27 protein-coding genes and 1 tRNA gene are annotated in these 24690 nt (G+C 69.7%); 8 read left to right on the forward strand and 20 right to left on the reverse strand.

What is annotated here, in order from left to right; all coding sequences use genetic code 11:
- The first annotated feature begins 2 nt into the window (after positions 1-2).
- From AB0F44_RS07805 to AB0F44_RS07820, 4 genes are all read left to right on the forward strand, one after another.
- On the forward strand, positions 3-674 hold the full coding sequence (locus AB0F44_RS07805; protein WP_357354225.1) for a GntR family transcriptional regulator: 672 nt from the start codon (positions 3-5) through the stop codon (positions 672-674).
- A 75-nt stretch (positions 675-749) separates the two neighbouring features.
- Positions 750-1142 carry a phage holin family protein gene (locus tag AB0F44_RS07810; protein ID WP_357354227.1) on the forward strand — a complete coding sequence of 131 codons (393 nt, stop codon included), beginning with the start codon at positions 750-752 and terminating at the stop codon, positions 1140-1142.
- Between the two features lie 54 nt (positions 1143-1196).
- Positions 1197-1658 (forward strand): low molecular weight protein-tyrosine-phosphatase, encoded by a 462-nt coding sequence (locus AB0F44_RS07815; RefSeq protein ID WP_357354229.1) that lies wholly within the window; start codon positions 1197-1199, stop codon positions 1656-1658.
- Positions 1655-2512 carry a fructosamine kinase family protein gene (locus AB0F44_RS07820; protein ID WP_357354231.1) on the forward strand — a complete coding sequence of 286 codons (858 nt, stop codon included), beginning with the start codon at positions 1655-1657 and terminating at the stop codon, positions 2510-2512. Before AB0F44_RS07815 ends, AB0F44_RS07820 begins: the two co-directional genes overlap by 4 nt.
- A 46-nt stretch (positions 2513-2558) precedes the next feature.
- Here the strand turns inward: AB0F44_RS07820 and AB0F44_RS07825 are convergent.
- From AB0F44_RS07825 to AB0F44_RS07850, 6 genes are all read right to left on the reverse strand, one after another.
- Positions 2559-2646: transfer RNA gene (locus tag AB0F44_RS07825), tRNA-Ser, on the reverse strand.
- Positions 2647-2656: 10 nt separating this feature from the next.
- Positions 2657-3124, reverse strand: coding sequence for a nucleoside deaminase (locus AB0F44_RS07830; RefSeq protein ID WP_357354233.1), 468 nt, complete (start codon positions 3122-3124; stop codon positions 2657-2659).
- Between the two features lie 26 nt (positions 3125-3150).
- On the reverse strand, positions 3151-3663 hold the full coding sequence (locus tag AB0F44_RS07835; protein WP_160026513.1) for a tRNA adenosine deaminase-associated protein: 513 nt from the start codon (positions 3661-3663) through the stop codon (positions 3151-3153).
- A gap of 97 nt (positions 3664-3760) precedes the next feature.
- Positions 3761-5365, reverse strand: a complete 1605-nt coding sequence (locus tag AB0F44_RS07840) for a polyketide antibiotic transporter (RefSeq protein ID WP_357354235.1) — start codon at positions 5363-5365, stop codon at positions 3761-3763.
- A complete protein-coding gene (locus AB0F44_RS07845; RefSeq protein ID WP_357354236.1) occupies positions 5362-6264 on the reverse strand; it encodes an ABC transporter ATP-binding protein in 903 nt (300 codons plus the stop codon). The genes AB0F44_RS07840 and AB0F44_RS07845 overlap by 4 nt, the downstream gene beginning before the upstream one ends.
- On the reverse strand, positions 6261-7049 hold the full coding sequence (locus AB0F44_RS07850) for a MerR family transcriptional regulator (protein WP_357354238.1): 789 nt from the start codon (positions 7047-7049) through the stop codon (positions 6261-6263). The genes AB0F44_RS07845 and AB0F44_RS07850 overlap by 4 nt, the downstream gene beginning before the upstream one ends.
- A 67-nt stretch (positions 7050-7116) precedes the next feature.
- Here AB0F44_RS07850 and upp point away from each other — a divergent pair, with 67 nt between their 5' ends.
- Positions 7117-7758 (forward strand): uracil phosphoribosyltransferase, encoded by a 642-nt coding sequence (gene upp, locus AB0F44_RS07855; RefSeq protein WP_350660065.1) that lies wholly within the window; start codon positions 7117-7119, stop codon positions 7756-7758.
- A gap of 138 nt (positions 7759-7896) precedes the next feature.
- Here the strand turns inward: upp and AB0F44_RS07860 are convergent, their stop codons facing one another.
- The 13 genes from AB0F44_RS07860 to AB0F44_RS07920 all read right to left on the reverse strand — a co-directional run bounded on the left by AB0F44_RS07860 (position 7897) and on the right by AB0F44_RS07920 (position 20703).
- Positions 7897-8427: a DoxX family protein gene (locus tag AB0F44_RS07860; protein WP_357354240.1), complete on the reverse strand. Its 531-nt coding sequence runs from the start codon at positions 8425-8427 to the stop codon at positions 7897-7899.
- An 85-nt stretch (positions 8428-8512) separates the two neighbouring features.
- Positions 8513-9073: an RNA 2',3'-cyclic phosphodiesterase gene (thpR, locus tag AB0F44_RS07865; RefSeq protein WP_357354242.1), complete on the reverse strand. Its 561-nt coding sequence runs from the start codon at positions 9071-9073 to the stop codon at positions 8513-8515.
- A gap of 33 nt (positions 9074-9106) precedes the next feature.
- Positions 9107-9841: a VIT family protein gene (locus AB0F44_RS07870; protein WP_357354244.1), complete on the reverse strand. Its 735-nt coding sequence runs from the start codon at positions 9839-9841 to the stop codon at positions 9107-9109.
- Entirely contained in the window at positions 9825-10145 is a 321-nt protein-coding gene (locus AB0F44_RS07875; protein ID WP_357354246.1) for a hypothetical protein, read from the reverse strand. The genes AB0F44_RS07870 and AB0F44_RS07875 overlap by 17 nt, the downstream gene beginning before the upstream one ends.
- A gap of 188 nt (positions 10146-10333) precedes the next feature.
- Positions 10334-11572, reverse strand: a complete 1239-nt coding sequence (locus AB0F44_RS07880; protein ID WP_357354248.1) for an amidohydrolase — start codon at positions 11570-11572, stop codon at positions 10334-10336.
- Between the two features lie 8 nt (positions 11573-11580).
- Positions 11581-12741, reverse strand: a complete 1161-nt coding sequence (locus AB0F44_RS07885) for a M20 family metallopeptidase (protein WP_357354250.1) — start codon at positions 12739-12741, stop codon at positions 11581-11583.
- The gene (locus tag AB0F44_RS07890; RefSeq protein ID WP_357354251.1) at positions 12738-13946 is read right to left on the reverse strand and encodes a PLP-dependent aminotransferase family protein; all 1209 of its coding nucleotides are present in this window, start codon (positions 13944-13946) and stop codon (positions 12738-12740) included. Before AB0F44_RS07890 ends, AB0F44_RS07885 begins: the two co-directional genes overlap by 4 nt.
- A gap of 11 nt (positions 13947-13957) precedes the next feature.
- Positions 13958-15139: a Xaa-Pro peptidase family protein gene (locus AB0F44_RS07895; RefSeq protein ID WP_357354253.1), complete on the reverse strand. Its 1182-nt coding sequence runs from the start codon at positions 15137-15139 to the stop codon at positions 13958-13960.
- Between the two features lie 169 nt (positions 15140-15308).
- A complete protein-coding gene (locus AB0F44_RS07900; RefSeq protein WP_350660438.1) occupies positions 15309-16454 on the reverse strand; it encodes an acyl-CoA dehydrogenase family protein in 1146 nt (381 codons plus the stop codon).
- 63 nt (positions 16455-16517) lie between these two features.
- Positions 16518-17960, reverse strand: a complete 1443-nt coding sequence (locus AB0F44_RS07905) for an MDR family MFS transporter (protein WP_357354255.1) — start codon at positions 17958-17960, stop codon at positions 16518-16520.
- Between the two features lie 42 nt (positions 17961-18002).
- On the reverse strand, positions 18003-19196 hold the full coding sequence (locus tag AB0F44_RS07910) for a Fic family protein (RefSeq protein ID WP_357354257.1): 1194 nt from the start codon (positions 19194-19196) through the stop codon (positions 18003-18005).
- Positions 19197-19259: 63 nt separating this feature from the next.
- Positions 19260-19976: a hypothetical protein gene (locus AB0F44_RS07915; RefSeq protein WP_357354259.1), complete on the reverse strand. Its 717-nt coding sequence runs from the start codon at positions 19974-19976 to the stop codon at positions 19260-19262.
- A 31-nt stretch (positions 19977-20007) separates the two neighbouring features.
- A complete protein-coding gene (locus AB0F44_RS07920; protein WP_357354261.1) occupies positions 20008-20703 on the reverse strand; it encodes an NAD-dependent deacylase in 696 nt (231 codons plus the stop codon).
- Between the two features lie 184 nt (positions 20704-20887).
- On the opposite strand from AB0F44_RS07920, the gene AB0F44_RS07925 reads away from it, so the two are divergent.
- The 3 genes from AB0F44_RS07925 to AB0F44_RS07935 all read left to right on the forward strand — a co-directional run bounded on the left by AB0F44_RS07925 (position 20888) and on the right by AB0F44_RS07935 (position 23150).
- Positions 20888-22051: a beta-1,3-glucanase family protein gene (locus AB0F44_RS07925; protein WP_357354263.1), complete on the forward strand. Its 1164-nt coding sequence runs from the start codon at positions 20888-20890 to the stop codon at positions 22049-22051.
- A gap of 85 nt (positions 22052-22136) precedes the next feature.
- Entirely contained in the window at positions 22137-22547 is a 411-nt protein-coding gene (locus AB0F44_RS07930; RefSeq protein ID WP_357354265.1) for a hypothetical protein, read from the forward strand.
- Between the two features lie 45 nt (positions 22548-22592).
- Positions 22593-23150: a hypothetical protein gene (locus tag AB0F44_RS07935; protein WP_357354267.1), complete on the forward strand. Its 558-nt coding sequence runs from the start codon at positions 22593-22595 to the stop codon at positions 23148-23150.
- A 12-nt stretch (positions 23151-23162) separates the two neighbouring features.
- Here AB0F44_RS07935 and AB0F44_RS07940 read toward each other — a convergent pair whose 3' ends face one another.
- Complete coding sequence (locus AB0F44_RS07940; RefSeq protein ID WP_357354269.1) at positions 23163-24524, reverse strand: MFS transporter; 1362 nt, start codon at positions 24522-24524, stop codon at positions 23163-23165.
- Positions 24525-24690: the final 166 nt, after the last annotated feature.

Below are 24690 nucleotides of genomic sequence, written 5' to 3' on the forward strand. Positions count from 1 at the left end.
CCATGTTCGAGTCGCTCACCCTGGACGAACCCGCATCGACGGTCGACCGCGTCGCCGACGAGCTCCGCCGGGCGGTGTTCGAGGGCGAGCTGGAGTCGGGCACTCCCCTGCGCGAGCACGGTCTCGCCGAGTCGCTGGGCGTCGGCCGCTCCACGGTCCGCGAGGCGCTGACCATCCTGGTCGCCGAGGGCCTGGCCACCCGCGCACCCAACAAGGGCGTCGCCGTCACCACCCCGGAGGCCGCCTCGGTCCGTGATGTCTGCGCCGCCCGCTGGGTGCTCGAGGGAGCCGGGGTACGAAACTGGCGGAACGCCTCCGCCGAGGCCCGCCGGGCGGTGCACGAGTCGCTGGATGCGTACATCTCGGCGGTTCACTCGGAGCGCTCGACCTACCGTGAGCTCAACGAGCGCCACCTCGCCTTCCATCTCTCGCTGGTGGCCCTCACCGGGTCACCGCGGCTGGTCGCGATGCAGGAGCACCTGGTCCTCGAGCTCAAGCTCTCGCTCGCCCAGGTCGACCGCATCCGCCGCAACGCCCACGACCAGGCCGAGGACCACGCCGCCCTCGTCCGCCTCCTCGACGCCGACCGCATCGACGAGGCCGAGCAGTTCCTGGACAAGCATCTCTCCGACGCCGCCCACGCCATCTGCAAGGCACTCGGCCTTGAGCGGTGACGCGGGGTAACACAGTCGCCACACCTCGCGCGCGCCCCTTACGTACCTCCTGCGGAGCCTGACACACTCACGAACATGCGCATCGTGACCTGGCTCATCACCAACGCCGTCGCTCTGGCCGTGGCAACCTGGCTCGTCGGCGGGATCTACTTCGACGGCCCGACCAGCGGCATGGACGAGGTCAAGCAGAAGCTGCTCCCGCTGCTGATCGTCGCCGTCGTGCTCGGCCTCGTGTCGTCCTTCGTCAAGCCGGTCGTGAAGTTCTTCGCGTTCCCGTTCATCCTGCTCACCCTGGGCCTGCTCCTGCTGGTGATCAACGCGGCGATGCTCGGCCTGACCGCGTGGATCCTCGGCCCGACCGGGGTGGGCTTCCACGTCGACGGGTTCTGGGCGGCGGTCCTCGGCGGCATCATCATCTCGATCGTCGACTGGGGCCTCGATCGGGCCTGGGCGGAGAGCGACGAGTGAGGCCCGAATTCCACATCCGCCACGCGCTCTTGGCGGAAATGTAAAACTCGGGCCATGAAGATCGCCGTCGTCTGCCTGGGCAACATCTGCCGTTCTCCGATGGCGGAGGTGGTGCTGCGGGAGCGTCTCGACGGTGCCGGGCTCGACGACGTGGAGCTCGTCTCGGCCGGCACCGGCGGCTGGCACGCGGGCGAGAAGATGGACCGCCGGGCGGCCGCGACACTGCTGGAGGCGGGCTACGACCCCGAGCGTCACCGGGCCCAGCAGTGGCCGGTCGGGGACCCCGAGACGTACGACCTCGTGCTCGCCATGGACGCCGACAACCTGGCCGATCTGGCTGGTCAGGCACCGGACAGCGGACTGCGGATGTTCCGTGATTTCGATCCCGAAGGCCCCGGGGACGTACCCGATCCCTATTACGGTGGTGCTGAGGGATTCCGGGAGGTGCTGGCGATGGTGGAGCGTACGAGTGATGCGATCGTTGCATCGGTGGCCTCGGCGAGGCCCAGTTCGTGACCCGTCAGCCCGCGGTCGCCCGTCGTGCCGAGCAGCTGCTCGGGGCGGCGGTGGTGAGCACATCTCCGGTCGCGGGCGGTGACATCTCGACCGCCACCAAGATCCGGCTCAGTGACGGCTCGCTGGTGCTGATGAAGGCTCTCTCCCCGCCGCGTGACGACTTCGTCGCCGCCGAGGCCCGCGGGCTCCGCTGGCTGGAGGAGTCGGGGGCCGTGAAGGTCCCCGAGGTCCTCGCCGCCGAGCCCGACTGCCTGGTCCTGCGCTGGATCGAGCCCGGACGTCCCAACGCCGAGACCGCCGAGGAGCTCGGCCGCGCGCTCGCGCGTCTGCACAGCACCCCGGTCTCGGGCTTCGGCGCCGACCGGGACGGATTCATCGGCCGGATGCCGATGCCCAACAAGCCCGCGGACACCTGGGCCGAGTTCTATGCCGTACGCCGCCTGCTCCCCTATCTCAGGGCCGCCCGTGACCGCGGCGCCATCGACGCCGCCGGCGCCGAGAGCGTCGAGCAGGTCGTCGGGAAGCTGCCCTCGCTGATCCCGGAGGAGCAGCCCGCTCTGCTCCACGGCGATCTCTGGAACGGCAACGTCCTGTGGGACCGGACCAGCGAGGCCTGGCTCATCGACCCCGCGGCGTACGCCGGTCATCGTGAGGTCGACCTCGCCATGCTCGCGCTCTTCGGCCTTCCCCACTTGGAGCGGATGATGTCCGCCTACGAGGACACGACGCCGCTCGCCGAAGGCTGGGAGGACCGCCAGGGCCTCCACCAACTCTTCCCGCTGCTCGTCCACGCGGCCATGTTCGGCGGCGGCTACGGCGCCCGCGCCGCCACGGTCGCCGCTCGCTACCTCTGATTCCCTGGGAAACCAGAAAACCCCTGGTTACCCAGGGGTTTTCGGATGGCGGTGACGGTGGGATTTGAACCCACGGTAGGTCGCCCTACACAACATTTCGAGTGTTGCACCATCGGCCGCTCGGACACGTCACCGCCGAATAAGTTACAACCTCGGGTGGTCTTCGCCGAAATCGGGGCCGCCTCGCTGGGATCCGAAGAAGTCCTCCAGCAGCGCGCGCTGCTCCTCGGCCATCAGCCCGGCGACGACCTCGGGCCGGTGGTTGAGCCGGCGGTCGCGTACGACGTCCCACAGCGAGCCGACCGCACCGGCCTTGTCGTCGAAGGCACCGAAGACGATCCGCTCGACCCTGGCCAGGACCGCGGCGCCGGCGCACATCGTGCACGGCTCCAGCGTCACCACGAGCGTGCAGCCCTCCAGGCGCCACTCGCCACGCGATTTGGCCGCCTCGCGCAGCGCGACCACCTCGGCATGTCCGGTGGGGTCGGCCTCGGCCTCGCGTACGTTGCGGCCCTTCCCGATCACCACGCCGGACGGGTCGACGACGACGGCGCCGATCGGCACGTCACCGGTCGCCAGGGCAGCACGACCCTCATCGAGAGCGGCCCTCATCGGGGCCTCCCATCGACTGGCTGGGGTCACGCCGGCATGAGGCCGACGGCGTCGTCGAAGGCCTCGCCGCAGCCGATCGCCCGGGCGATCTCGGAGAGCGTCTCGTCGGGGTAGAGGTCGTCCTCGAACATGTCGTCGAGCAGCATGCCCATCTCGACCGCGCTCATCCCGAAGTCGGCCAGGATGCCGAGGTCGCCAGCGGGGTCGGGCTCTTCCTCGTCCTCGACCTCCTCGGGCAGCGGAAGCCCGAGCACGTCGAGAGCCGACGCGGCCAGCTCCCACTCGTCGGCCGCGGTCACGTCGGAGAGCAGCACCTTGGTCGCTGCCCCGTGGACCCGGACGATCACGAAGAAGTCCTCGTCGATCGCCGCCATCGCGATCGCGCCGCCATCGCCTGGGAAGCGGTGGAGAGCGTGCGTCAGAGTCTCGACATCGGTCAGGAGGTCGTGAGCGAGTTCGCGCACAACCCAGGCGCCGTCCTCGCGATACATCGCGACGGCGAAGTCAACACCCTCGATCTGCTCCAGCTGATCAGACACACGACCAGAGTGACACCGAAACCGCCCTGGGTCTAGGCCGTATCGCTGAATTCCACGCTCACGGCGCGGTGTTTCGGGTCTCATGCGCCCCGCTTGGTCAGCCCACGTCTCGACGCCGGTAGCCGACGAGGGCCAGCGCTGCGACGACGGCCGCCGCCGCCAGCAGCGCGACCGTCGGACCGGCGGTCCAGGTCTCCGTCGGGTACGTCGGCAGGTGGAAGAAGGGCGACAGCGAGCGGATCCCGTCGGGCAGCTCGAGCGTCTCCCCGAGGAAGGCGTCCAGCACCACCCATGCCACCAGCGCCCACGCCAGGACGGCGAACCGCGGCAACCACGCCAGGATCAGGAGGGCGAGGGCGGCGACGAGCAGCATCGCCGGCAGCTGCGCGAGAATGCCGAGGATCAGCTCGGAGACGCGCGAGCCGGAGACCTCGCCGGCGACCGGGACGTACCCCAGCACCATCCCGGCGCTCATCGCCAGTGCCACCAGCAGCACGCCGACGACGGTCACCGCGAGCGAGCCGACCAGCCAGCGGGTCCGAGTGAGCGGGGTGGCGATCAGCGCCTCGAGCCGCCCGGTGTCCTCCTCCGCCCGGAGCCGGAGCACCGAGGCGACACCGAAGACCGTGCCGATCACGCCGAGGGTGAGGTTGACGTAGCCGAGGAACGCGTCGATCAGGGCGTCGCCGGCGCCGGCACCCAGACCCATCGCCTCGAGCAGGTCGGGGTTCCCCTCCAGCATGTCGGGCACCTCCGGGATGACGGAGCCGTAGATCGCGGCGAGCACCGCCAGCCCGACCGCCCAGCCGATCACCAGGCCGCGCTGGGTGCGCAGCGCCAGACCCCACGGCGTCCCGAGGACGGCGGAGGCGCGCGTGGCACCGGGTCGCGGCTGCAACAGGCCGGCGCCGGCATCGCGTCGCGCGGTCAGCACCACGGCCAGACCGAAGCAGACGGCCGCGGCCGCGAGCAGCACCCCGAGCAGCCACCATCGCTCGTCACCGAACGCGTTGACCCCCTGGGCCCAGCCGAACGGAGAGAGCCAGAAGAGCGCGCTGTCGCCGACAGCGCCGACGCCGCGGACGACGTACGCCGCCCCCAGCAGACCACCTGCGATCGCGAGCGCGCCGCGGGCCGACGCGGTGACTTGGGCCGCCGCCGCGGCAAGGCCGGCGAAGAGGAGGCCGAGCATCGCGACCTCCGCCGCGAAGGCCAGCGACCCGGTGCGTTCCAGGCCCAGGCCGATCAGCACCGCGGCCAGCAGCCCGCTGATGACGACCGTCGCGGCGAGCGCGACCACGAGTGCGGCCACCTGTGCGGCGTGACGTCCCACGACGCCCGCGCGGACCAGCTCGGCCGCCCCGGACTCCTCCTCGGCGCGCGTGTGGCGGACCACCGTGAAGACGACCAGCAGCGTGATGCCGAGCGTGACGATCGGGGTGATCTCATTGGCGATGATCCCCTCGACCGTGTCCAGGGCCACCTGCCGGCCACTGGTGATTCGTGACGCCGCGCTCGCGCCGGCTGTCGGTCCGTACGTGGCGATCTTGGCGGGCGTGTCGTACGTGCCCTTCACGGTGGCCGCGCTGGCCGCCGAGACTCCGACTATGCCGAGGGTCCAGAGCGGGAGGCGAACCCGATCGCGTCGCAGCGCCAGCCGGACCAGGGTCGACGTACCGGCGAAGAGCTCGTGGGCGCTCATCGGGTCACCACGTCGCCGTACTGGCGGAGGAACAGCTCCTCCAGAGTCGGCGGGTGTGCCTGGAGGGAGACGATCCCGGCCCGGTGCAGGATGCCGACCACCTCGTCGAGATGGGCGGTGTCGACGGCCAGGGTGACCGTGTGCGTGCCGTGGCTGTCGTCGTACTCGGGGTCGTGGACGCCGGGGAGGGAGGCCAGGTCGGTGACCGGGGTCCGGGTCTCGGCGACGACCGTGGTGCGGGTCAGTGTGCGCAGCTCGGTCAGCGTGCCGCTCTGGACGGTGCGGCCGGACCGGATGATGCTCACCCGGTCCGCGAGCCGTTCGACCTCGGCGAGGATGTGGCTGGACAGCAACACCGTCGCACCCCGCTGGACGACCTCCTCGACGCACTCCTGGAAGACCGCCTCCATCAGCGGGTCCAGGCCCGAGGTCGGCTCGTCGAGCAGGTAGAGGTCGGCCTCGGCGCTGAACGCCGCGACCAGCGCGACCTTCTGCCGGTTGCCCTTGGAGTAGGTGCGCGACCTCTTGCGCGGGTCGAGCTCGAAGCGCTCGATCATCTGCCCGCGCAGCTTCTCATCGAGGCCGCCGCGCAGCCGGCCGAGCACGTCGATCACCTCGCCACCGGTCAGGCTGGGCCACAGCGGTACGTCGCCGGGCACGTACGCGATCCGACGGTGGAGCGTGGCGACGTCGCGCCACGGGTCACCGCCGAGCAGCCGCGCCCTGCCGCTGTCCGCGCGGAGCAGGCCGAGCAGCACCCGCATGGTGGTGGACTTGCCGGCGCCGTTGGGGCCGAGGAACCCGTGCACCTCGCCGGTCTCGACGTGCAGGTCGAGCCCGTCGAGAGCCCGTACGCTGCCGAAGGTCTTGACCAGTCCGGTCAGCTCGATGGCGGTCATTCTTCCTTCTCCTCCTGGGTGACGGTGAGCGGCGCCCGAGTGCGTTCGATCAGCAGGCGAGCAGCGGCGGCCTGCGCGGGGGTGAGCTCCTCGACGACCGCGTCGATGACGAAATCGCCACTGGCACTCACCAGGTCGTGCTCGGACAGGGCGCGCAACGACTCCTCCGGAAGCAGGTCGAGGATCCGGTCCACGAGCGTGGCGACCGCCGGGTCGTCCGGGTCCGCATCCGCGAGACGGTCGAACTCGTCGTACATCCCGACCAGGCGCCGGGTGAAGTCCTCGTCGCCGAGCAGCGGCAGCATCGGGGCGATCCAGCGGCTCGCCTCGGTGCCGGGGATGAACGCGAGTACGTCACGATCGAGCCGAGCCATCGGCCCGGTGGCGCCGGCGGCCTCGACGCGGGTGAAGAACTCGACCAGCCTCGGATCGGGGAGGTCGTCGAGCGCGAGGCGGCCGTCGCGTACCCGTTCCTGCAGCTCGGCGAGGCGTCGCCGCTGAGCGGCCAGACGTTCCTGCTGCAGAGCGAGGGCGGCGTCCATCGAGGCGACGATCTCGCCAAGGTCGCGTCCCTCCTCGTCGGCCAGCACCTGCCGCACCTCGTCGAGGCCGAGGCCGAGCTCGACGAGCCGTCGGGCGTGGCTGAGGAGCACCAGGTCCCGCATGCCGTAGACCCGATATCCGGACGCGGATCGCTCCGGCTCCGGGAGCAGTCCGACCTGGTGGTAGTAGCGCACCGTGCGGGTGCTCACCCCCGCCGCTGCCGCAAGCTCTCCGATCCGCATGAGACCAGTCAAGACCTTGACGGAGCGTCAAGGTCAAGGTCTGACTGGTGACGTAGGGTTTCGCCCCATGGAGACCCTCGTTGTGGACCACCCCCTCGTCGCCCACAAACTCACCACCTTGCGCAACAAAGAGACCGACTCATCGACCTTCCGTCGTCTCGCCGACGAGCTCGTCACGCTCCTCGCCTACGAGGCGACCCGCGGGGTGAGGGTCGCCCCGGTCGACATCGTCACGCCGGTCGCTCCGACCCAGGGCGTACGCCTCACCGACCCGCAGCCGCTGATCGTCCCCATCCTCCGGGCCGGTCTCGGGATGCTCGACGGGATGATCCGGCTGCTGCCGACCGCAGAGGTCGGCTTCCTCGGCATGGTCCGCAACGAGGAGACCCTCGAGGCGACGACGTACGCCGAGCGTCTCCCCGCCGACCTCTCCGGCCGCCAGTGCTACGTCGTCGACCCGATGCTCGCCACCGGTGGCACCCTCGCCGCCGCGATCGACTTCCTGGTCTCGCGCGGCGCCGACGACATCACCGCCGTCGTACTTCTCGCCGCCCCGGAGGGTGTCGCTGCGCTGGAGAAGGGTCTCGAGGGCGTCGACGCCCCCGTCCGTGTCGTCACCGCCGCGATGGACGAGAAGCTCAACGAGAAGGGCTACATCGTCCCCGGCCTCGGTGACGCCGGCGACCGGCTCTACGGCGTCGCGGGCTGAGCTGCCGCTGGTCGAGCCGCGAGGCCGCCTGCGGCCGAGCGTGTCGAGACCAACACGGTCCGGTCGGCGCTCGATGGGACCGTGTTGGTCTCGACGCGCCTCCGCCTAGCGGCTCCGGCGGCTCGACCAGCGGAGGCCTCAGGCCTTGATCGTCACCTTCTCCTCGACGTACGGCTCGGCCTCGGCGGTCTCGGCTTCGGCTGCCTCGGCGCGGGCCTTGCGCTTGGCGGCGATGGCCTTGAAGGGCCAGGTGAGGAGCTGGTCGAGGGTGAGCCGGCCGGGGGCGACCAGACCGAGCACGAGGGCGGCGGCGCCGAGCGCGGCGGGGAGCTCCCAGCCGCCCTGGTCGACGAAGACCTCGGTGGTGCGGTGGGCGTACCAGATGGCTCCGGCCATCTGACCCGCGAGCACCACTCCGACGATCGGGGCGAACAGGCCCAGCACCAGCAGCGCGCCGCCGACGAGCTCGACGTACGTCGCCACCTGAGCGGCGATGGCGGGCTCCGGGACCCCCAGGCCGCCCAGGAACTGCTCGGTGCCGGCGAAGCCCTGGTCGTACTTCTGCCAGCCGTGCGCGACGAAGATCCCGCCGACCACCACACGGGCGGCGAGCAGCACGACGTCGTTGAAAAGTCCGGTGTAGGCGTTGCGCCCCACTCGACGACTCATGTCCGGTTCTCCTCTGGTCAGGTCAGAAACAGGGCGCACACGGTAGCGATGTGGGGTCCCGACCGGTACCGCCCGGGGCTTCCTCTCAGCCGAAGGGGAACTCTGCTATGACCTCGTAGGCCGGACGCTTCCTCGGCCCCTCGCCGAGCCGTGAGTGCACCAGCGCGAAGGAGGAGACGGTCCAGGTCGGACCACGGTACGCATCGAGCAGCCGCACCCAGTTGCTGAGCTCGGTCGGCATGCCGGTCCGGGCGACCGTCAGGTGGGGCCGGAAGCGGCCGCCGTCGACCTCGACCCCGGCCTTGACCAGGGCGTTCCGGGTCCCGGCGGCGACCCGGTCGAGCTCCTCGGCGGCGTCGGTCTGGACACCCGCGTAGAGGACCTTGCCCTCGGTCACGTTGGGGAAGGCACCGCCTCCAGTGACGGTCAGCTCGAAGGGCGTACGCCGCCCCGCGGCCGTCTCCAGCCGCTCGATCGCGTCATCGAGCGACCTGTCGGGGACGTGCTCGGCGAAGGCGACCGTCAGATGGAGCTGGTCAGGCGCCGACCAGCGAAAGGCGGCCGCGTCGCGGCGTACGGACAAGAACTCGTCGAGATCCTCGATCACCGACTCCGGCGGGATCACCGCCACGAACATTCGATTCATCGATGCCCATTGTGCCCGGCGGCAGGGGCCGGGTCACCTGAGTTGTATACCGAGGAGGTCGCCGACGACGTAGGTCACCAGCATTGCGAGCAGACCGCCGGCGACGTTGCGCAGCGCCGCGCGGCCGGGTGGTGCGTAGCCGAGGCGAGCACTGGTCCAGCCGGTGATGGCGAGCGCGACGGTAACCGTGAGGACGGTCCCCCAGATGCGGGCGCTGTCCGGCAGGAGCATGATCGACAGCAGGGGCAGCAGCGCGCCGAGGGTGAACGCCAGCATCGACGCCCAGGCCGCGGACCAGGGCGAGGTGAGATCGTCGACGTCGATGCCTAGCTCGAGGACGGCATGGGCACGCAGCGCGTCCCGATCGGTGAGCTGCTCGGCGACCTCGGCGGCGGTCTCGGGTTCCAGCCCGCGCTCGCGCAGGAACCCCTCGAGCTCGCGCAGCTCTTCCTCGGGCATGTCCCGCAGCTCGCGACGCTCCTTGGCGATCAGCGACTTCTCGGTGTCGCGTTGGGTGGATACCGAGACGTACTCTCCCGCCGCCATGCTGATCGCGCCCGCCACCAGAGCGGCGACACCCGCGATCAGGACCGTGGTCGTGCCCGTGGTCGCGCCGGCGACGCCCATCACCACACCGGCGGTGGAGACGATGCCGTCGTTGGCGCCGAGGACGCCGGCGCGCAGCCAGTTGAGCCGATTCTTCAGGCCCTCGGCCCGCTCCTCGGCGTCCCCGTGGCCCGCGTGGGCACCCTCACTGGGGAGCGTCACTACTCCCCTTGTCGGGGACAGGCTCCTGCGGGTTCTCGCAGAAGCGGACCGGGCCGCTCTCGGCGCCGTGATACTCGTAGGTCGTTCCTGCGGCCTCGAGCACCACGCGTACGCCGTCGGTCAGGACCATCGTGTACATCTTCCCCGGCTCGGGGCAGCCGAGGCTGCCGTCGCGCCAGGTCACCTTGTCGTTCGAGACGACGGTGATCTCCTCGCTCTTCACCCCCTGACGCTTGGCCAGGTCGGCGATCGCGGCTGCGACCTTCGGGTCCTCGGCGGGCGTCGGGCTGGATGAGGTGGGCACGTCAGACACGTTAGCGCCTGGGTCGGTCGCCTCGGAGCCACATCCGGCCAACGCAGGTGCCAGCGTCAGCGCCAGAACCGGCAGAAGGTACGCGGCGGGGCGGATCTTTCGCTTGCTGTTGTCTGTGCTGATGTCGGTGGGGGTCATGACCTTGGGTACGTCCACAGTCCGAGGTTCGTTGCGCATCGTTAGATCCCGAACCGCGTCACACGCTCTCGGGTGCGCCCGCCGCCGCGGCCCGCGTCGGCTTCGCTGTCCCAGCTGTAGACCTCGGTGCCGGTGATGAAGACGCGCTCTGCTCGGTGGTCGGTGTCGAGGGGGTCTCCGGACCAGATGACCACGTCACCGTCGAGACCGGGCGCGATCGCGCCGACGCGGTCGTCGAGGCCGAGGAAGCTCGCCGGGTTCGTGGTGATCGCGGCCAGGGCCGTGTCGCGCGGGAGGCCGTCGCGTACGGCGAAGGAGGCCTGGTGGACCAGGAAGTTGATCGGGATGACCGGGTGGTCGGTGGTGATCGCGACCCGCACGCCCGCGGCGGCCATCGCGGCGATGTTGCGGTTGGCCCGGTTGCGTACCTCTACCTTCGAGCGGCTCACGAACATCGGGCCGTAGATGACCGGAATGTCCTTCTCGGCGAGCACGTCGGCGAGCAGGTGGCCCTCGGTGCCGTGGTTGACCACGAGGCGGTAGCCGAACTCCTCGCTCAGCCGGATGGCGGTGGCGATGTCGTCGGCGCGGTGGGTGTGCTGGTCCCAGGCGAGCTCGCCGGAGAGGACCCGGGCCAGCGTCTCCTTGCCGAGGTCGCGGTCGAACGGCTCGCCCTTCTCCTCGGCGGCTGCCCTTTTGGCGGCGTAGTTCTGGGCCTCGACGAAGGCCTTCCTGATGATGTTGGCGACGCCGAGCCGGGTCGACGGGGTCTTGTTCTGGTCGCCGTAGACGCGCTTGGGGTTCTCGCCGAGGGCGCTCTTGACCGAGACCGAGTCGGAGACGACCTGCTCGTCGATGGTCCGCCCACCCCAGGTCTTGATCGCGACCGTCTGGCCGCCGATCGGGTTGCCGGACCCGGGCTTGATCACCGCCGTGGTCACGCCGCCGGCGAGGGCGTCGCGGAAACCCTCGTCCTCGATGTTGATCGCGTCGATCGCCCGCAGGCCGGCGCCGTCGGGGTCGGTCATCTCGTTGGTGTCGTCGCCGGCCCAGCCCTCGCCCTGCTCGTGGGTGCCGATGTGGCCGTGCCCCTCGACGAAACCCGGGAGCAGCCACTTCCCTTCCGCGTCGATGGTTTCCATGCCGTCAGGGATGGCGACGTCGGTGCCCACGGCCGTGATCACGCCGTCCTCGATCACGACGGTGCCGTTCTCGATCGGCGCGGCAGAGACCGGGACCACGTACGCATGGGTGATGGCGACTGAGGAACGCTGAGTCATGGCCGTCATCATGCCGGGCTCGGGTGGCCGACGCTTCGGAAAAGGGCGGCGTAGGTGTGGGCGGCGGTCACCAGCTCCGCCACCGCGACGCTCTCGTCGGGTCGGTGGGCCTGCTCGGCGACGGAGCCGGGGCCGAGTACGACGACCGGGATGCCCGCGCTCGCGACGAAGCCGCCATCGCAGGCGGCGGTCCAGCCGGTCGGGGCGGCTGAGGACGCGCCGGCTGCGGTCAGCGCGGCGGCGACGTTGTCGACAATCGGATCGTCGACCGCGGTCTCGAAGCCAGGCATGTCCATGGTCATCCGGACCTCGACGGCGAGGCCGCGCCCGGCGAGGTCGAGGGCCGCCAGGCGGCTCTCGACCTCCTTTCGTACGTCACTCGCATCCTCACCCGGGAGCAGGCGGCGGTCCGCGGTGATCCGGCAGTGCGCCGCGACCGTCGAGGTCGCCTGGCCGCCCTCGACGGTGCCGACGCTCCAAGTCGCCGGCCCGCACAGCGGGTGCGGGCTCGCTGCCAGCTCGTCGTGCCAGCGCTCGATCTCGGCGATCACCCGGGCCATCCCGTGGATGGCGTTGCGGCCGTCGGCAGGGTTGCCGGAGTGGGCTGCCCGGCCGGTGAGGGTGATCTCCAGGTAGGCATCGCCGCGGGCCGCGATCACGGGCTGCAGGCTGGTCGGCTCGACGACCAGGCAGGCGGTGTGGTCGTCCGCCGAGAGTCCGCGGACGAAGTGGCGGATGCCGAGGCCGAGCTCCTCCTCGTCGACAAGCACGGCGAGGCTGATCGGGGGCTGATCGGCTGTGTTCTCGACTGTGGACAATGCCGCGATCGCGGCCGCCAGGCCGCCCTTGGTGTCCGCGCTGCCTCGTCCGTGCAGCCGCCCGTCGCGTACGTCACCGGAGAACGGGTCGCCGCTCCAACCCTCCCCCGGCGGCACCACATCCGAGTGGCTCACGATCAGGAGCCCCGGCCCGGGACCGCGTCCGACTCGCGCGATCAGGTTCGCGCGGCCGGGCGCGACCTCATCGAGAGTCACCTCGAACCCGCGCCGGCGACACTCCTCGGCGAGCACCGCGACCGTCGCGGCCTCCGAGTCCGGCGGGTTCTGACCGCGGGCGCGCACCAGCCGCTGGGCGAGCGCGACGACCTCGTCGGCATCGACTGACGTCACCGACCCTCCTCGACGAGACGGTCGACCGCCCGCCGCAGCCGCGCGATGCCCTCGGCGATCCGGCCGGGCGGGGTGGAGGCGAAGCAGAGACGCATCGCGTGCGGGAAGAGCCCGCCGGGCGAGAACGCGTTGCCCGGGATCAGCGCGACGCCCTCGGCAAGAGCGACCTCGAACAGTGCGGTGGTGTCGACCGGCGGGTCGAAGGTGACCCAGAGGAAGAAGCCTCCGTCGGGGTCGGTCCACGTCGCCCGGCCCTCGAAGTGCTCGTTCAACGCCGCGCGCATCGCCTCCTTCCGCTCCATGTAGACAATCCGCTGATCGGCCACATGGGAGTCGAACCCGCCCGAGTCGAGGAACCCAGCGAGCTGACGCTGCGCCGGCAGGTTGGTGCAGGTGTCCATCGCCTGCTTGGCGTTGATGAGCAGCTGCCCCAGCGACGGGTCGGCGTCGACCCAGCCGACCCGCAGCCCCGGCGCGACGGTCTTGGAGAAGGTGCGCACCGAGAAGACCAGCGGGTCCCCCTCGGCCAGCTCGTGCAGCGTCGGCAGCGGGTCGCCGGCGAACCGCAGCAATCCGTAGGGGTCGTCGTCGATGAGGATCGAGCCCCACTCGCGGGCGAGCTCGATGAGCCGGATCCGACGCTCCAGCGACAGGGTCGCCCCCGACGGGTTCTGGAAGGTCGGGATGGCGTAGATCGACTTCGGGCGGCGGCCGGTGCGGCGTACCTCCGCCTCGAGCCGCTCCACGTCGAGGCCCTCCTCGTCGACCGGGATCTCGAGGAGCTCGGCCGAGTAGGAGAGGGCGGTCGCGCTGCCGTTGGTATAGGTCGGCGCCTCGACGACGACCAGGTCGCCAGGGTCGGTGAAGAGCTTGTGGACGAGGTCGAGGCCCTGCATCCCGCCGGAGGTGATGGTGAGCCGGTCGGAAGTGGTCTCGTCGCTGGTGCCGGCCAGCTGAGCCAGCAGCGCCTCGCGCAGCACCGGATCGCCTTCGGTCGCGGCGTAGTCGAAGGCGTGCGGCTCCAGCGGGACCGCGGCCAGCGCGGCGGCCGGGATCGCGTCCTGGGCCGGACTGCCCATGGCGAGGCGGACGATGTCGTGGGTCTGCCCGGCCAGCAGCGACGTACTGGAGTCGATCACCGAACCCACGAGGTGCTCGGTGCGTGCTGCCAGGGGCAGCCTTGCGTCTGTGTCGGTTGTAGACAATTGACGCTCCCTTACTCGTTGACGATCAGCTGACGCGGCATCGAGGTCAGCGGCTCGGGCAGGTGCTCGGTGACCAGGACCGACTCGGAGAGCTCATAGGCCCAGCCGTCCATCCACATCCCGAGGATCACATGGAAGGCCATCCCGGGCTCGAGAACCGTCTCCTCGCCGGCCCGGAGGCTGACGGTCCGCTCGCCCCAGTCGGGCGGGAAGCCGATCCCGATCGAGTAGCCGATCCGGGAGTCCTTGCTGAGCCCGTGGGCTGCGATCACCCGGGTGAAGGCGGCATGTACGTCGGCACCGGCCGCCCCGGGCTTCATCGAGCCGAGCGCGGCCTCCATGCCCTCGGCGACTGCGCCGGCGCAGTCGAGAAGCTTGGCCGACGGCGGCCCGAGGCTGACGGTCCGGGCGAGCGGGGCGTGGTAGCGGTTGCGTACGCCGGCCAGCTCGATCGTGGTCGCCTCACCGCGTCGCAGGACCCTGTCGGTCCAGGTCAGATGGGGCGTGTCGGCGCTGACGCCGGTCGGCAGGAGCGGCACCAGCGCCGGGTAGTCACCACCGGCCCCGCCGACGCTGACCGTCTGCGCCGCCTGGATGTCGGCGACGACGTCGCACTCGCGCCTCCCCGATCGCACGCCTTCCAGGGCCGCCGTCATCGCTCGTTGGGCGACCTCACCAGCGGCCCTCATCTCGTCCTGCTCCGCCGCCGACTTCACCAGGCGTACCCAGTTGACCAGCTCACCGCTGTCGACGATCCGCGTGCGCGGGATGGCCTGCTGCACCGCCAGGAACCCGCGCACCGGGAGATAGTGGGCGTCGAGCTCCATCGCGACGATCGCATCAGGACTGTCGACAAATAGATTTAGCTCCCGCGCCTGCGCTGCGATGTGGTCGTAGGGGTGGACGTCGGGTCGGTGGACGAGCTCCTCCGGATAGGCGTGGATCCGCTCCTCCGGCAGCACCGCCGTATGGGTGGCTCCGTGCGCGTCCATCGCCCGCAGGAACAGGTGCGGCTCCCCCGCGGCCGGCACGACCGCACACTGCGGCACGTAGAACGACCAGGCGTTGTAGCCGGTCAGGTAGTAGAGGTTCGCCGGGTCCGCGACCACCAGCGCCGACCAGCCCCGCTCCGCCATCCGCTGCTGCACCTTCCCCAGCCGCTCCGCGAACTCCTCGGGGCCGAAGACGCTCACCACACCAACACCGTTCCCGCCACTCGATCATCGTGACGGAGCCCGTTGATTGTTGACAATAGACAACCCGAAGATTTCGAACGGTCGTAGCGTCACCGAAACACCGGGAAATACGCCAACGGGCGCCCACCCGGAGGTGGACGCCCGTCAGGACGTACGAAGAGAGGACTCAGAAGCCGAGGTCGCGGCCGATGAGCTCCTTCATGATCTCGTTGGAGCCGGCCCAGATCTTGGTGACGCGGGCGTCGCGCCAGGCGCGAGCGACGCGGTACTCGTTCATGAAGCCGTAGCCGCCGTGGATCTGGACGCAGTGGTCGAGGACCTCGGACTGCGCCTGCGAGGACCACCACTTGGCCTTGGACGCCTCGACCGGGGTGAGCTCACCGCGGGCGTGCGCGGCGACGCACTTGTCGACGTACGCCTCGGCGACCTCGATCTGGGTGACCAGCTCGGCGAGCAGGAACTTGTTGTGCTGGAAGGCACCGATGGACTGGCCGAAGGCCTTGCGGTCCTTGGCGTACTGCACGGTCTCGAGCAGGATCTGCTTGGCCTGCGCGACGTTGGCGACCGCACACGAGACGCGCTCCTGCGGGAGCTCCTCCATCATGTGGATGAAGCCGCGGTTGAGCTCGCCGATGACCTCGGCGTCGGTGACGCGTACGTTCTCGAAGAAGAGCTCGGCGGTGTCGGACTCCTCCATGCCGACCTTGTCGAGCTTGCGGCCGCGCGAGAAGCCCTCCTTGGTCGCCTCGATGGCGAAGAGGGTGATGCCCTTGGCGCCCTTCTCCGGGTCGGTGCGGACCGCGGTGATGACCAGGTCGCAGGAGTAGCCGTTGGTGATGAAGGTCTTGGAGCCGTTGATGACCCACTCGTCGCCGTCGCGGACCGCGGTGGTCTTCAGCGCGGCCAGGTCGGAGCCGCCGGACGGCTCGGTCATGCCGATGGCGAGCAGGATCTCACCGGAGGCCACGCCCGGGAGCCAGCGCTGCTTCTGCTCCTCGGTGCCGAGGCGGACCAGGTAGGGAGCGGTGATGTCGGAGTGGATGCCGACGCAGGTCGGGTAGGCCGCGCCGATCTTGGCGAGCTCCTCGGCGAGGACCGCGTTGAAGCGGAAGTCGTCGGCGCCGGCGCCGCCGTACTCCTCCGGGATCGCGAGACCGAGGAAGCCGTTCTCACCGGCTTCGAGCCAGAACTCGCGGGGCAGCGCCTTGTCGGCGATGTGCTTGTCGGTGTGGGGCTTGACCGAACGCTCCAGCCACTGCTGGACGGAGGCTCGGAAGTCCTCGTGGTCTTCCTCATAGTGGTCGCGCTTCAGCATGCGTCGGAGTCTACGCGCAGTGGTTACTCAGTGGTAACCACCGTTTCAAAATGGGCAGAGTCATCTGGTGATCCGGACCGGCGTACGCCAGGCCACGACCAGCAGCGGAACCGAGACGACCAGGCCGACGACGAAGACGACGTGCAGCGCCGGCGCGAGGACATCGGCAGGCAGGGCTTCGAGCGGAGGCACCTCTCCCCCGGCGTACTCACGCCTGACCAGCCCGTTCGCGACCGCACCGAAGAGCGCGACGCCCAGCGCCGAGCCGACCGAGCGGGCGAACATGTTGGACCCGGTCGCCACCCCGCGCACCTCCCAGTCGACCGCCGACCCGGCCGCGACGACGCCCGGGTTGACCGACCAGCCGAAGCCGAGGCCGAGCACGAAGCACGGGATCGCCAGGTGCCAGATCGACGAGCTCTCGCCGACCGTGACCAGCACCAGCCCGCCGGCGATGACCAGCAGCGAGCCGAGCGCGACCGCGGTCCGGAACCCCTTCGAGAGGTAGATCCGGCCGGCCGTGGCGGCGGCGATCGGCCAGCCGATGCTCATCCCGGCGAGCGCGAACCCGGCCACCAGCGCCGAGTGACCGAGCACGCTCTGGGCATAGAGCGGGACGTACGTCGTCAGCCCGAGCATCACCACGCCGACGATCAGGCTGGCGGCGTTGGCCGGCGCGAGCACGCGGTGGCTGAGGACCCACGGCGGCAGGACCGGGTCGGCGGCACGGCGCTCGACGAACCCGAAAGCCACGAGGGCCGCGACGCCGACCGCGAAGATCAGGTACGACGGCCAGGAGGCCCACGCCCAGGCGTGCCCGCCCTCGAGCAGACCGAGCAACAGCGCGATCCCGCCGACCGTCAGCAGTCCCGCGCCTGCCCAGTCGATGGCCTGACCGTCGACGGCCGCCGGACGGTCCTCGCGGAAGTGCCGCAGCAGCCACAGCGCGACCGCCCCGACCGGCAGGTTGATCAGGAAGATCAGCCGCCAGTCGAGGTAGTCGGCGAAGAGGCCGCCGAGCGTCGGCCCGACGATGGCGGCGGTGGCCCAGACCGAGGCGACATACGAGGTCGCGACCGCGCGCTCCTCCAGCGTGTAGATGTCGGAGACGATCGTCATCGCCATCGGCTGGATCGCCCCGGCGCCGATGCCCTGGATCGCCCGGAAGACGATCAGCGCGGTCAGCGACCACGCCAGCCCGCACAGCAGCGACCCGATCAGGAACGCGACGATCCCGGCGATCATCACCGGCTTGCGCCCGAGCCGGTCGGCGACCTTGGCATATAGCGGCGTGGTCACCGCGGTGGCCAGCACGTAGATCGAGAAGAGCCACGGGAACTGCTCGAAACCGCCGAGATCCTTCACCACGCTCGGCACCGCCGTCGCCAGGATCGTCATGTCGATCGCCACCAGGCTGAGCGACACCATCACGGCGAGCAGGATCGGCCCGCGTTCGCTACGAAGTCCTACCGAGCTGCGGGTGGGCCTGATCGAAGTGGACACATTGGTTAGCAAGCCTCACGACTGCCCATTCATTCCTGGGAGTCATTCCTCCCGCGCGCGGGCGGCGATGCGTACGTCCAGGTCGGCGAGCTCATCGAGGATGTCGCCAGCGCCCCACACCTGATTGCGGGTGCGATTGGTGAGCGGGCGGATGATTCCTGCACCACGGAGGCGGTCGATGACCCGATGTGTCGTCGCAACGGAGAGGCCCAGATCGTCCTCGACGTCCTCGGTGGTGACCACGGGCTCCGCCGCCAGCTTGTCCAACAGCGACTCGGCCGCACTGGCCCTGCTCGGCTTCACCCGCTCACGCCAGTCGTTCGGCAACTCAGCCAGCCGGGACGCCGTCACCTTCGACTCCTCAGCAGCGACCGTTGATGCGGTCGCGATGAGGCTGATGATGGGCACTGTGTCGCCCGCATGGAAGTCGTTCAGAGCCTGGAAGTAGGCACCACGACGAGCCGCCAATGCGGAAGCAACCGGAACCGTCACCGCACGCGAAATGCCGCGGCGACGTACGACTGCCGCAGCAAGCGCCCGACCGATGCGGCCGTTGCCGTCGGTGAACGGATGAATCGCCTCCAGCTGCGCGTGCGCGATCGCGGCCTGCGGAATCACCGCGATGTCGTCGCGGGTCGCGAAGTCGATCAGATCACCCATCAGGTCCGGGACACGGTCCGGTGGCGGAGGCACGTAGATCGCGCCCCGCGGCGAGTGGTCACTGCCTCCGATCCAGTTCTGCATGTCACGCCAACGCCCGGCGTACGGCCCATCGATGGGGTCGTCACGCATGAGACGTCGATGCGCGTCCAGGAGCGTCTCGAGATCGAGCGGGCCGGAGACTAGCCGATCCAGAGCCCCGGTGGCACGGACCATCGAGAGCGCAGATGAGTTCGACTTGGCGCCATGCAGAGCACGCACATAGTCCTCGACCGAGGCGATCTCGTGCTCGATTTTCGACGACGCGATCGACTCGGCACGCAGGAGCATCGTCGCCAGCGGGCGAAGCTGAGGGCCATGGGTGGCGTCCAGCGACGCGATCGCTCGAACGGCCTCGTCGCACTCGGCGGCCACACCGGGCGGAACACTCAAGCTGACGCCGGCGATGCGCGCGGGGATGCTGACCGTCACCTCTGCTGACCGACGGTCATCGATGGTGCCGCCTTTGACGCTCTGGCGCCACGGCACGACGACACGCTCCGCCGCTGGAATCAAGGCCGCGCCGCGCTCGGTCATGAGAAGAGCGTACGCGCTATTCTCACTTTTCCCTGAAAAGTGAGAATAGCGGTGGCGATGTTCTCACTTCTCCAGCTCGGCGAGGTCGAAGACCTCGTCGGCGGGGGGCTCCTCGACCTGGAACTCCTTGTCGAAGTCGGAGAAGATGAGCTCGCCGGAGCTGCCCTGGGTCCACTTCACGATCCGGTGGGGCTCAGATGCCAGGACGTACGTCCGGCTCTCGGTCTCGCCGTGGGTGACGTCGAGACGCACGGCGGGGCCGTCGGCGGCCATCGCCGGACCGATCGCCTGGGCCTCGGCCTCGGCCGGGACCATCTGGGCGGTGAGGCTGTCGATGCTGCAGAAGGCACGCAGGCTGGCCAGCTCGCCCTCGAGCTTGACCCACTTCTTTCCGACCCGTTTGGCGATGCGCTCGCCCTCGCCCTTGGCCGGCGCGATCGCCTTCCAGAACTCCTTGTCGCCCTGGTACCAGGCCGAGCCGTCGATGGAACGCAGCGAGATCTGGCCGTCGCCGATGCTGACCTTGCCGACGCAGGCGTCGTCGGCGGAGACGTCGAGGTCGACGGTGATCTTGGTGCTCTCCGAGTCCAGCACGTCACCCTCGACATGCACAGTCTTGATGTCGCTCATCGCGGTGCGGGCGTCCTCGGCGATCTGGTTGCCGGGCTCCTTCGCGTAGTCACGCGCCTGGGACAACGATCCCTCCCCGTCACCACAGCCGGCGAGAGCGCTGGTCAGCGCGACGATGAGGGCGGTCGTGAGCACGGCATGGCGAAACACGCGGCCTATCGTGACAGAAATTACGAAGGGGTCAACGCGCGAGGGCCTGAACGTCGGCAACCCACTCGGGCACCAGCTTGCCGGCGGGCCCCTGACGGGCGTCGTCGAAGAGGTGCGAGGTCTCGGACGGGTCCAGGTTGAGCTCGAGCGTCTTGGCCCCGGAGCGGGCGGCCATGCGTACGAAACCGGCGGCCGGATAGACCGCGCCGCTGGTGCCGATGGCGACGAAGAGGTCGGCCTGGGAGAGCGCCCGCTCGATCAGGTCGAGGTCGTAGGGCATCTCGCCGAACCACACCACGTCGGGCCTCAGCGCGTCGTTGCCGCAGCCCGGGCAGGCGGGGGCGTCGGCGAGGTCGTCGTCCCAGGCGAACCGGCCCTGGCAGGAGTCGCAGAGGGCCGAGAGCAGCTCACCGTGCATGTGCACGATCCGGCGGGAGCCGGCGCGTTCGTGCAGGTCATCGACGTTCTGGGTGACCACCAGCAGCTCGTCGCCGAGCACCTGCTCGAGCCTGGCCAGCGCAATGTGGGCAGGGTTGGGCACCACCGCGCGCAGCTCCCGGCGGCGGTCGTCGTAGAACCGATGGACCGTCGCGGGATCACGATGGAACGCCTCGGGTGTCGCCACGTTGTCGACGTGGTGACCCTGCCAGAGCCCATCGGCATCCCGGAAGGTCGCGAGACCGCTCTCGGCGGAGATCCCGGCTCCGGTGAGCACGACAACTTTCACAAGGATTCAGGCTAGCGAGGTTGACGAAACATCCGCTGCCCCCGGACCGCCGTTTTGGTCACTCGATCGGTATTTGTGATCGAACCGAGGCCGTCCCGACGCCGCCCGGCGAAGGTATGGACTTTTACTGTAAAGGCCCCTTACTGTAATTCGGGTTCCTACAGTTCCCCACTCGGGAGGTCCCATGCTGACCAGACGATCTGTACTCGCCGCCACCTCTGCCGCCTTCGCCGTGCCACTTCTCGGCGGGACGAGCTGGCAGGCCGCGCAAGCCATGCGCCCGCAACGGATCGGAGCCCAGGCCACGATCCAGCTCCGCTTCGTCAACCAGACCGGCGCGTACGACAACGCCTCCATCCACTTCTACATCGTCGGCACCAACCTGGCGACGGGCGAGCAGTCCCGGGTCACGCCCGAGGGCGCGCTCGTGCCCGTCTCACTCTCCGACAACGGCGCCGACGGCTACGCCGACTACGCGATCCCGTTCTCGGGCAGCGGCGACACGCTCTCCCAGATCCCCGCCGACATGTCGGGCCGGATCTACTTCTCGCTCGGCGAGAAGCTGAAGTTCAAGGTCAACGAGGGCAACGCGCTCGCCTATCCGGCGGCGTGGGTCGAGTCCGACCCCAGCTACGGCGTGCTGCACGACTGTGTCGAGTTCACCTACAAGAGCGGCCGGATCTACTGCAACACGACCATGGTCGACATGTTCAGCGTCCCGCTCTCGATCGCGCTGACCGGCGAGGAGTCGCCGACCACCGGCACCCTGGTCGAGGGCGGACGGGCGAAGATCTTCTCCGCCGTCTCGGCCTCCCCGGACTTCGGCTCTCTCGTCGTCGACGACCGCCGCATCTTCGCGCCAGGACACGGCCTGGACGCGGGACGGTTCTCCGCGACCTACTTCGACTCCTACATCGATCAGGTGTGGTCGAAGTACGCCGGCGAGGACCTCGTCGTGAAGGCCAACAACACCACCTTCACCGGCCGAGTCAGCGGCGACCAGTTCGTCTTCGACGGCGGGGTCAAGGCGTTCAGCCGGCCCACGACCCGGGACGTGCTCTTCTGCGACGGCGCGCTGGCAGCACCCAACGACGGCATCACCGGTCCGGTCGCCGCCGTCCTCGGTGCCGGCTTCAACCGGACCACGCTGCTCGCCTCCGCCGACCAGCCCACCGGCGACCCCGCCGGCTTCTACCAGGGCGACCCGGTCCATGCGTACTGCAAGGCGATGCACGACAACACGGTCGACGGGAAGGCCTACGGGTTCGCCTTCGACGACGTCGGCGGCTTCGCCTCGTACGTCGAGGACAACGCCTCCGAGATGGCGGTGACGCTGACCCCGTTCTGAGGCCGGGTCCGGGCGGCGATCCCCTCTATCGGGGATCGCCGGCTCGACTCGCCCACCGCGCCACGAGGGCCCGTACGGTCGCACCATGTCGTACGTCGTCCTCGTGGCGTGGCTCGTCCAGGCAGCGGTCGGAGTCCTGCTGCTGACGGGCTGGTTCCGGCATGGCCGCGTCCGTTCACCGGTCGTGCTCACCCATGTCGGCCTCTCCGTCCTGGGCGTCGCTTGCTGGACGACGTACGTCCTGGTCGACCAGATCCTCTGGGCGTGGGCCGCCCTCCTGCTCATCACCATCGGCAACGGCTTCGGCGACAACATGCTGCTGTGGCGTACCCGGCGTGCGGGCGGCAGCCACCTCTCGACGGTCAACGCCTACAAGGTCGCCCTCCGCTCCATCTTCAAAGGCAGACTGCCGCTCCGGGTCAGCTTCCACGCCCTGTTCGCCGGCGTCGTCTACTTCTCCACCCTGGCCGTCTGCGTCGTCGCGACCGTCTCCTAGCCCGTTCGGCCGTGCGGGGCACCGCACGGCCGGGATACTGGGGCCATGGGTGCGGGTGGGGCGGTTCTGATCATCGTCGTCGGGGCTGTCCTGCTGTTCTTCGTGGCGGTCGGGCTGATCCTGCTCGTGGCCGCCGGGGCGGTGCGGATATCGGGGAAGAACCCCAAGCCGCTGGTCTGGTCCGGGGTCGGCGTGCTCGCGGTGCCGGTGCTCTTCATCGCCACGCTGGTCGTGTGGTCCCAGGTCACCCGCGACCCCGACACCATCGAGCTCGACCTGCGCGAGCCGATCCAACTCTCCAGCCTGCCCGAGGACAACGAGGAGTTCCCCGGGATGCGCGACTACAACAGCGAGCGGATCGACCTGGTGCTACCCGACGGCGACCGCTTCGAGGCCGAGGTCGACGGGGTGCTGGTCTGGTCCGAGGACGGGTACGTCACCAGGGTCACCTTCGACCGGCGGGCCCGCCAGGAGGGCGAGGCCGAGACCCTCGGCGCCACCTGGCAGGCCGAGCTGGACGGCTCCGGCACCGTCGAGGTCCAGCCGGACTACTCCGACCACGGGCGGGTCCGGGGCGAGGTGCTCACCGAACCCGCCACGTAGGCGGGGCAGGGCTCAGCTGAACTGGGTCCGGAGCTTGGCCCTGGCCAGGGCCCGCGGTGCGGTCTCGGGGAGCAGACAGAGGCAGATCAACGAGAGGGCGCACATGGCGGCCAGGTAGTAGCCGACGTACGTCGGCTCGCCGGTGCCCGCGATGATCCGGTTCGCGATCAGCGGCGAGATGCCGCCACCGAGCACCGCGCCGACGTGGAAGGAGACGCCCATTCCCGACTGGCGCTGGTCGCGCGGGAAGAGCTCGGTGAAGAAGGTGTACATCGGTCCGAACAGGAACCCGGTCGTGGTGAACCCGATGATCATCGCGGCGGCCACACCGGCCACGCTGCCCGCCTCGGCGAGGTGGAAGATCACCAGCGCCGACGCGATCGAGCCGACTGCGCCGGCCATCATCACCGGCCGGCGACCGAGCCGGTCGGCGGCCCAGGCGGACAGCACGTTCGCGACCGCGTGCATGACCAGGGCGGCGATGCTGGCGTTGACGATGGACTGACGCGGCAGGCCGAGGCCCTCGGGGGCGGCCGCGGTGGCGTACGAGAGCATGAAGGTGGCGAGGGCGAAGGTGCTCGCGTTCAGGCCGATGTTGACACCGGCCGCCAGCACGACGCGACGCCAGTTGGTCTTGAGGACGGCGAAGACCGGGAGCTGTTTCTTCAGCGTCTCGCCCTCCTCGCGCATCATCCGCTGGAAGACCGGGCTCTCCGAGACTCCGTGGCGGATCCAGATGCCGAGGAACAGCACCACACCACCGATGAGGAACGGGATCCGCCAGCCCCAGCTCTCCACGCTGGCAGCCGGGAGGAGCAGCACCGCCGCGAAGGCGAGGTTGGCCAGGATCGATCCGATCGGCGACCCGAGCGCGACGAAGACGCCGTACCTGGCCCGCTTGTCGTCGGGGGCGTGCTCGATCGCGAGCACGGCAGCGCCGCCGGTCTCCCCGCCCCGGCACAGGCCGTGCACCATGCGGAGCAGCACCAGCATGATCGGGGCGGCGACGCCGATCTGGGCGTAGGTCGGCAGCATGCCCATGACCATGGTGGCGACGCCCATACCGACGAACGTCATGAGCAGCGCGGACTTGCGGCCGTACCGGTCGCCGACCCAGCCGAAGAGCACCGCACCGACCGGCGCCATCAGGAAGCCGATGGCGAAGGTCGCCAGGCCCATGAAGGTGCTGAACCAGGGGTTGTTGGTCCGGAAGAAGGTGTCGGTGAAGACGAGTGCGGTCGCCGTCCCGTAGATGGCGAAGTCGTAGAACTCCAGAGAGGTTCCGACGCCGCTGGCGAAGGCGAGGCGGGCGACGCCGCCCTTGGTGGAGGTCAGATCCGATCCGTCGGTGTCGACGCGGGATGTCGTGGTCATGACTGTCCTGTCGGTAAGGCGCGAGGAGCAGATCATCCCTCAACCGCACGGCATCGTGCGACTGCAGATGTTCTCCGACCCTCGCGAGGGGGTGGTTCCACGCTAGGAACGATGGCGCCTGGGCTCCATTGGCATTGACCGCAGCCCGTTGAGGGTTTCCCCTACC

The organism is Nocardioides sp. NPDC023903, from assembly GCF_040639295.1.
Lineage (GTDB): Bacteria > Actinomycetota > Actinomycetes > Propionibacteriales > Nocardioidaceae > Nocardioides.

Excerpts from the sequence above, each read along its gene's own strand:
- AB0F44_RS07805 (WP_357354225.1), top strand. The coding sequence starts at position 3 with ATGTTCGAGTCGCTCACCCTGGACGAACCCGCATCGACGGTCGACCGC.
- AB0F44_RS07810 (WP_357354227.1), top strand. The coding sequence starts at position 750 with ATGCGCATCGTGACCTGGCTCATCACCAACGCCGTCGCTCTGGCCGTG.
- AB0F44_RS07815 (WP_357354229.1), top strand. The coding sequence starts at position 1,197 with ATGAAGATCGCCGTCGTCTGCCTGGGCAACATCTGCCGTTCTCCGATG.
- AB0F44_RS07830 (WP_357354233.1), bottom strand. The coding sequence starts at position 3,124 with ATGAGGGCCGCTCTCGATGAGGGTCGTGCTGCCCTGGCGACCGGTGAC.
- AB0F44_RS07840 (WP_357354235.1), bottom strand. The coding sequence starts at position 5,365 with ATGAGCGCCCACGAGCTCTTCGCCGGTACGTCGACCCTGGTCCGGCTG.
- AB0F44_RS07845 (WP_357354236.1), bottom strand. The coding sequence starts at position 6,264 with ATGACCGCCATCGAGCTGACCGGACTGGTCAAGACCTTCGGCAGCGTA.
- AB0F44_RS07850 (WP_357354238.1), bottom strand. The coding sequence starts at position 7,049 with ATGCGGATCGGAGAGCTTGCGGCAGCGGCGGGGGTGAGCACCCGCACG.
- upp (WP_350660065.1), top strand. The coding sequence starts at position 7,117 with ATGGAGACCCTCGTTGTGGACCACCCCCTCGTCGCCCACAAACTCACC.
- AB0F44_RS07860 (WP_357354240.1), bottom strand. The coding sequence starts at position 8,427 with ATGAGTCGTCGAGTGGGGCGCAACGCCTACACCGGACTTTTCAACGAC.
- thpR (WP_357354242.1), bottom strand. The coding sequence starts at position 9,073 with ATGAATCGAATGTTCGTGGCGGTGATCCCGCCGGAGTCGGTGATCGAG.
- AB0F44_RS07880 (WP_357354248.1), bottom strand. The coding sequence starts at position 11,572 with ATGACTCAGCGTTCCTCAGTCGCCATCACCCATGCGTACGTGGTCCCG.
- AB0F44_RS07910 (WP_357354257.1), bottom strand. The coding sequence starts at position 19,196 with ATGACCGAGCGCGGCGCGGCCTTGATTCCAGCGGCGGAGCGTGTCGTC.
- AB0F44_RS07925 (WP_357354263.1), top strand. The coding sequence starts at position 20,888 with ATGCTGACCAGACGATCTGTACTCGCCGCCACCTCTGCCGCCTTCGCC.
- AB0F44_RS07930 (WP_357354265.1), top strand. The coding sequence starts at position 22,137 with ATGTCGTACGTCGTCCTCGTGGCGTGGCTCGTCCAGGCAGCGGTCGGA.
- AB0F44_RS07935 (WP_357354267.1), top strand. The coding sequence starts at position 22,593 with ATGGGTGCGGGTGGGGCGGTTCTGATCATCGTCGTCGGGGCTGTCCTG.
- AB0F44_RS07940 (WP_357354269.1), bottom strand. The coding sequence starts at position 24,524 with ATGACCACGACATCCCGCGTCGACACCGACGGATCGGATCTGACCTCC.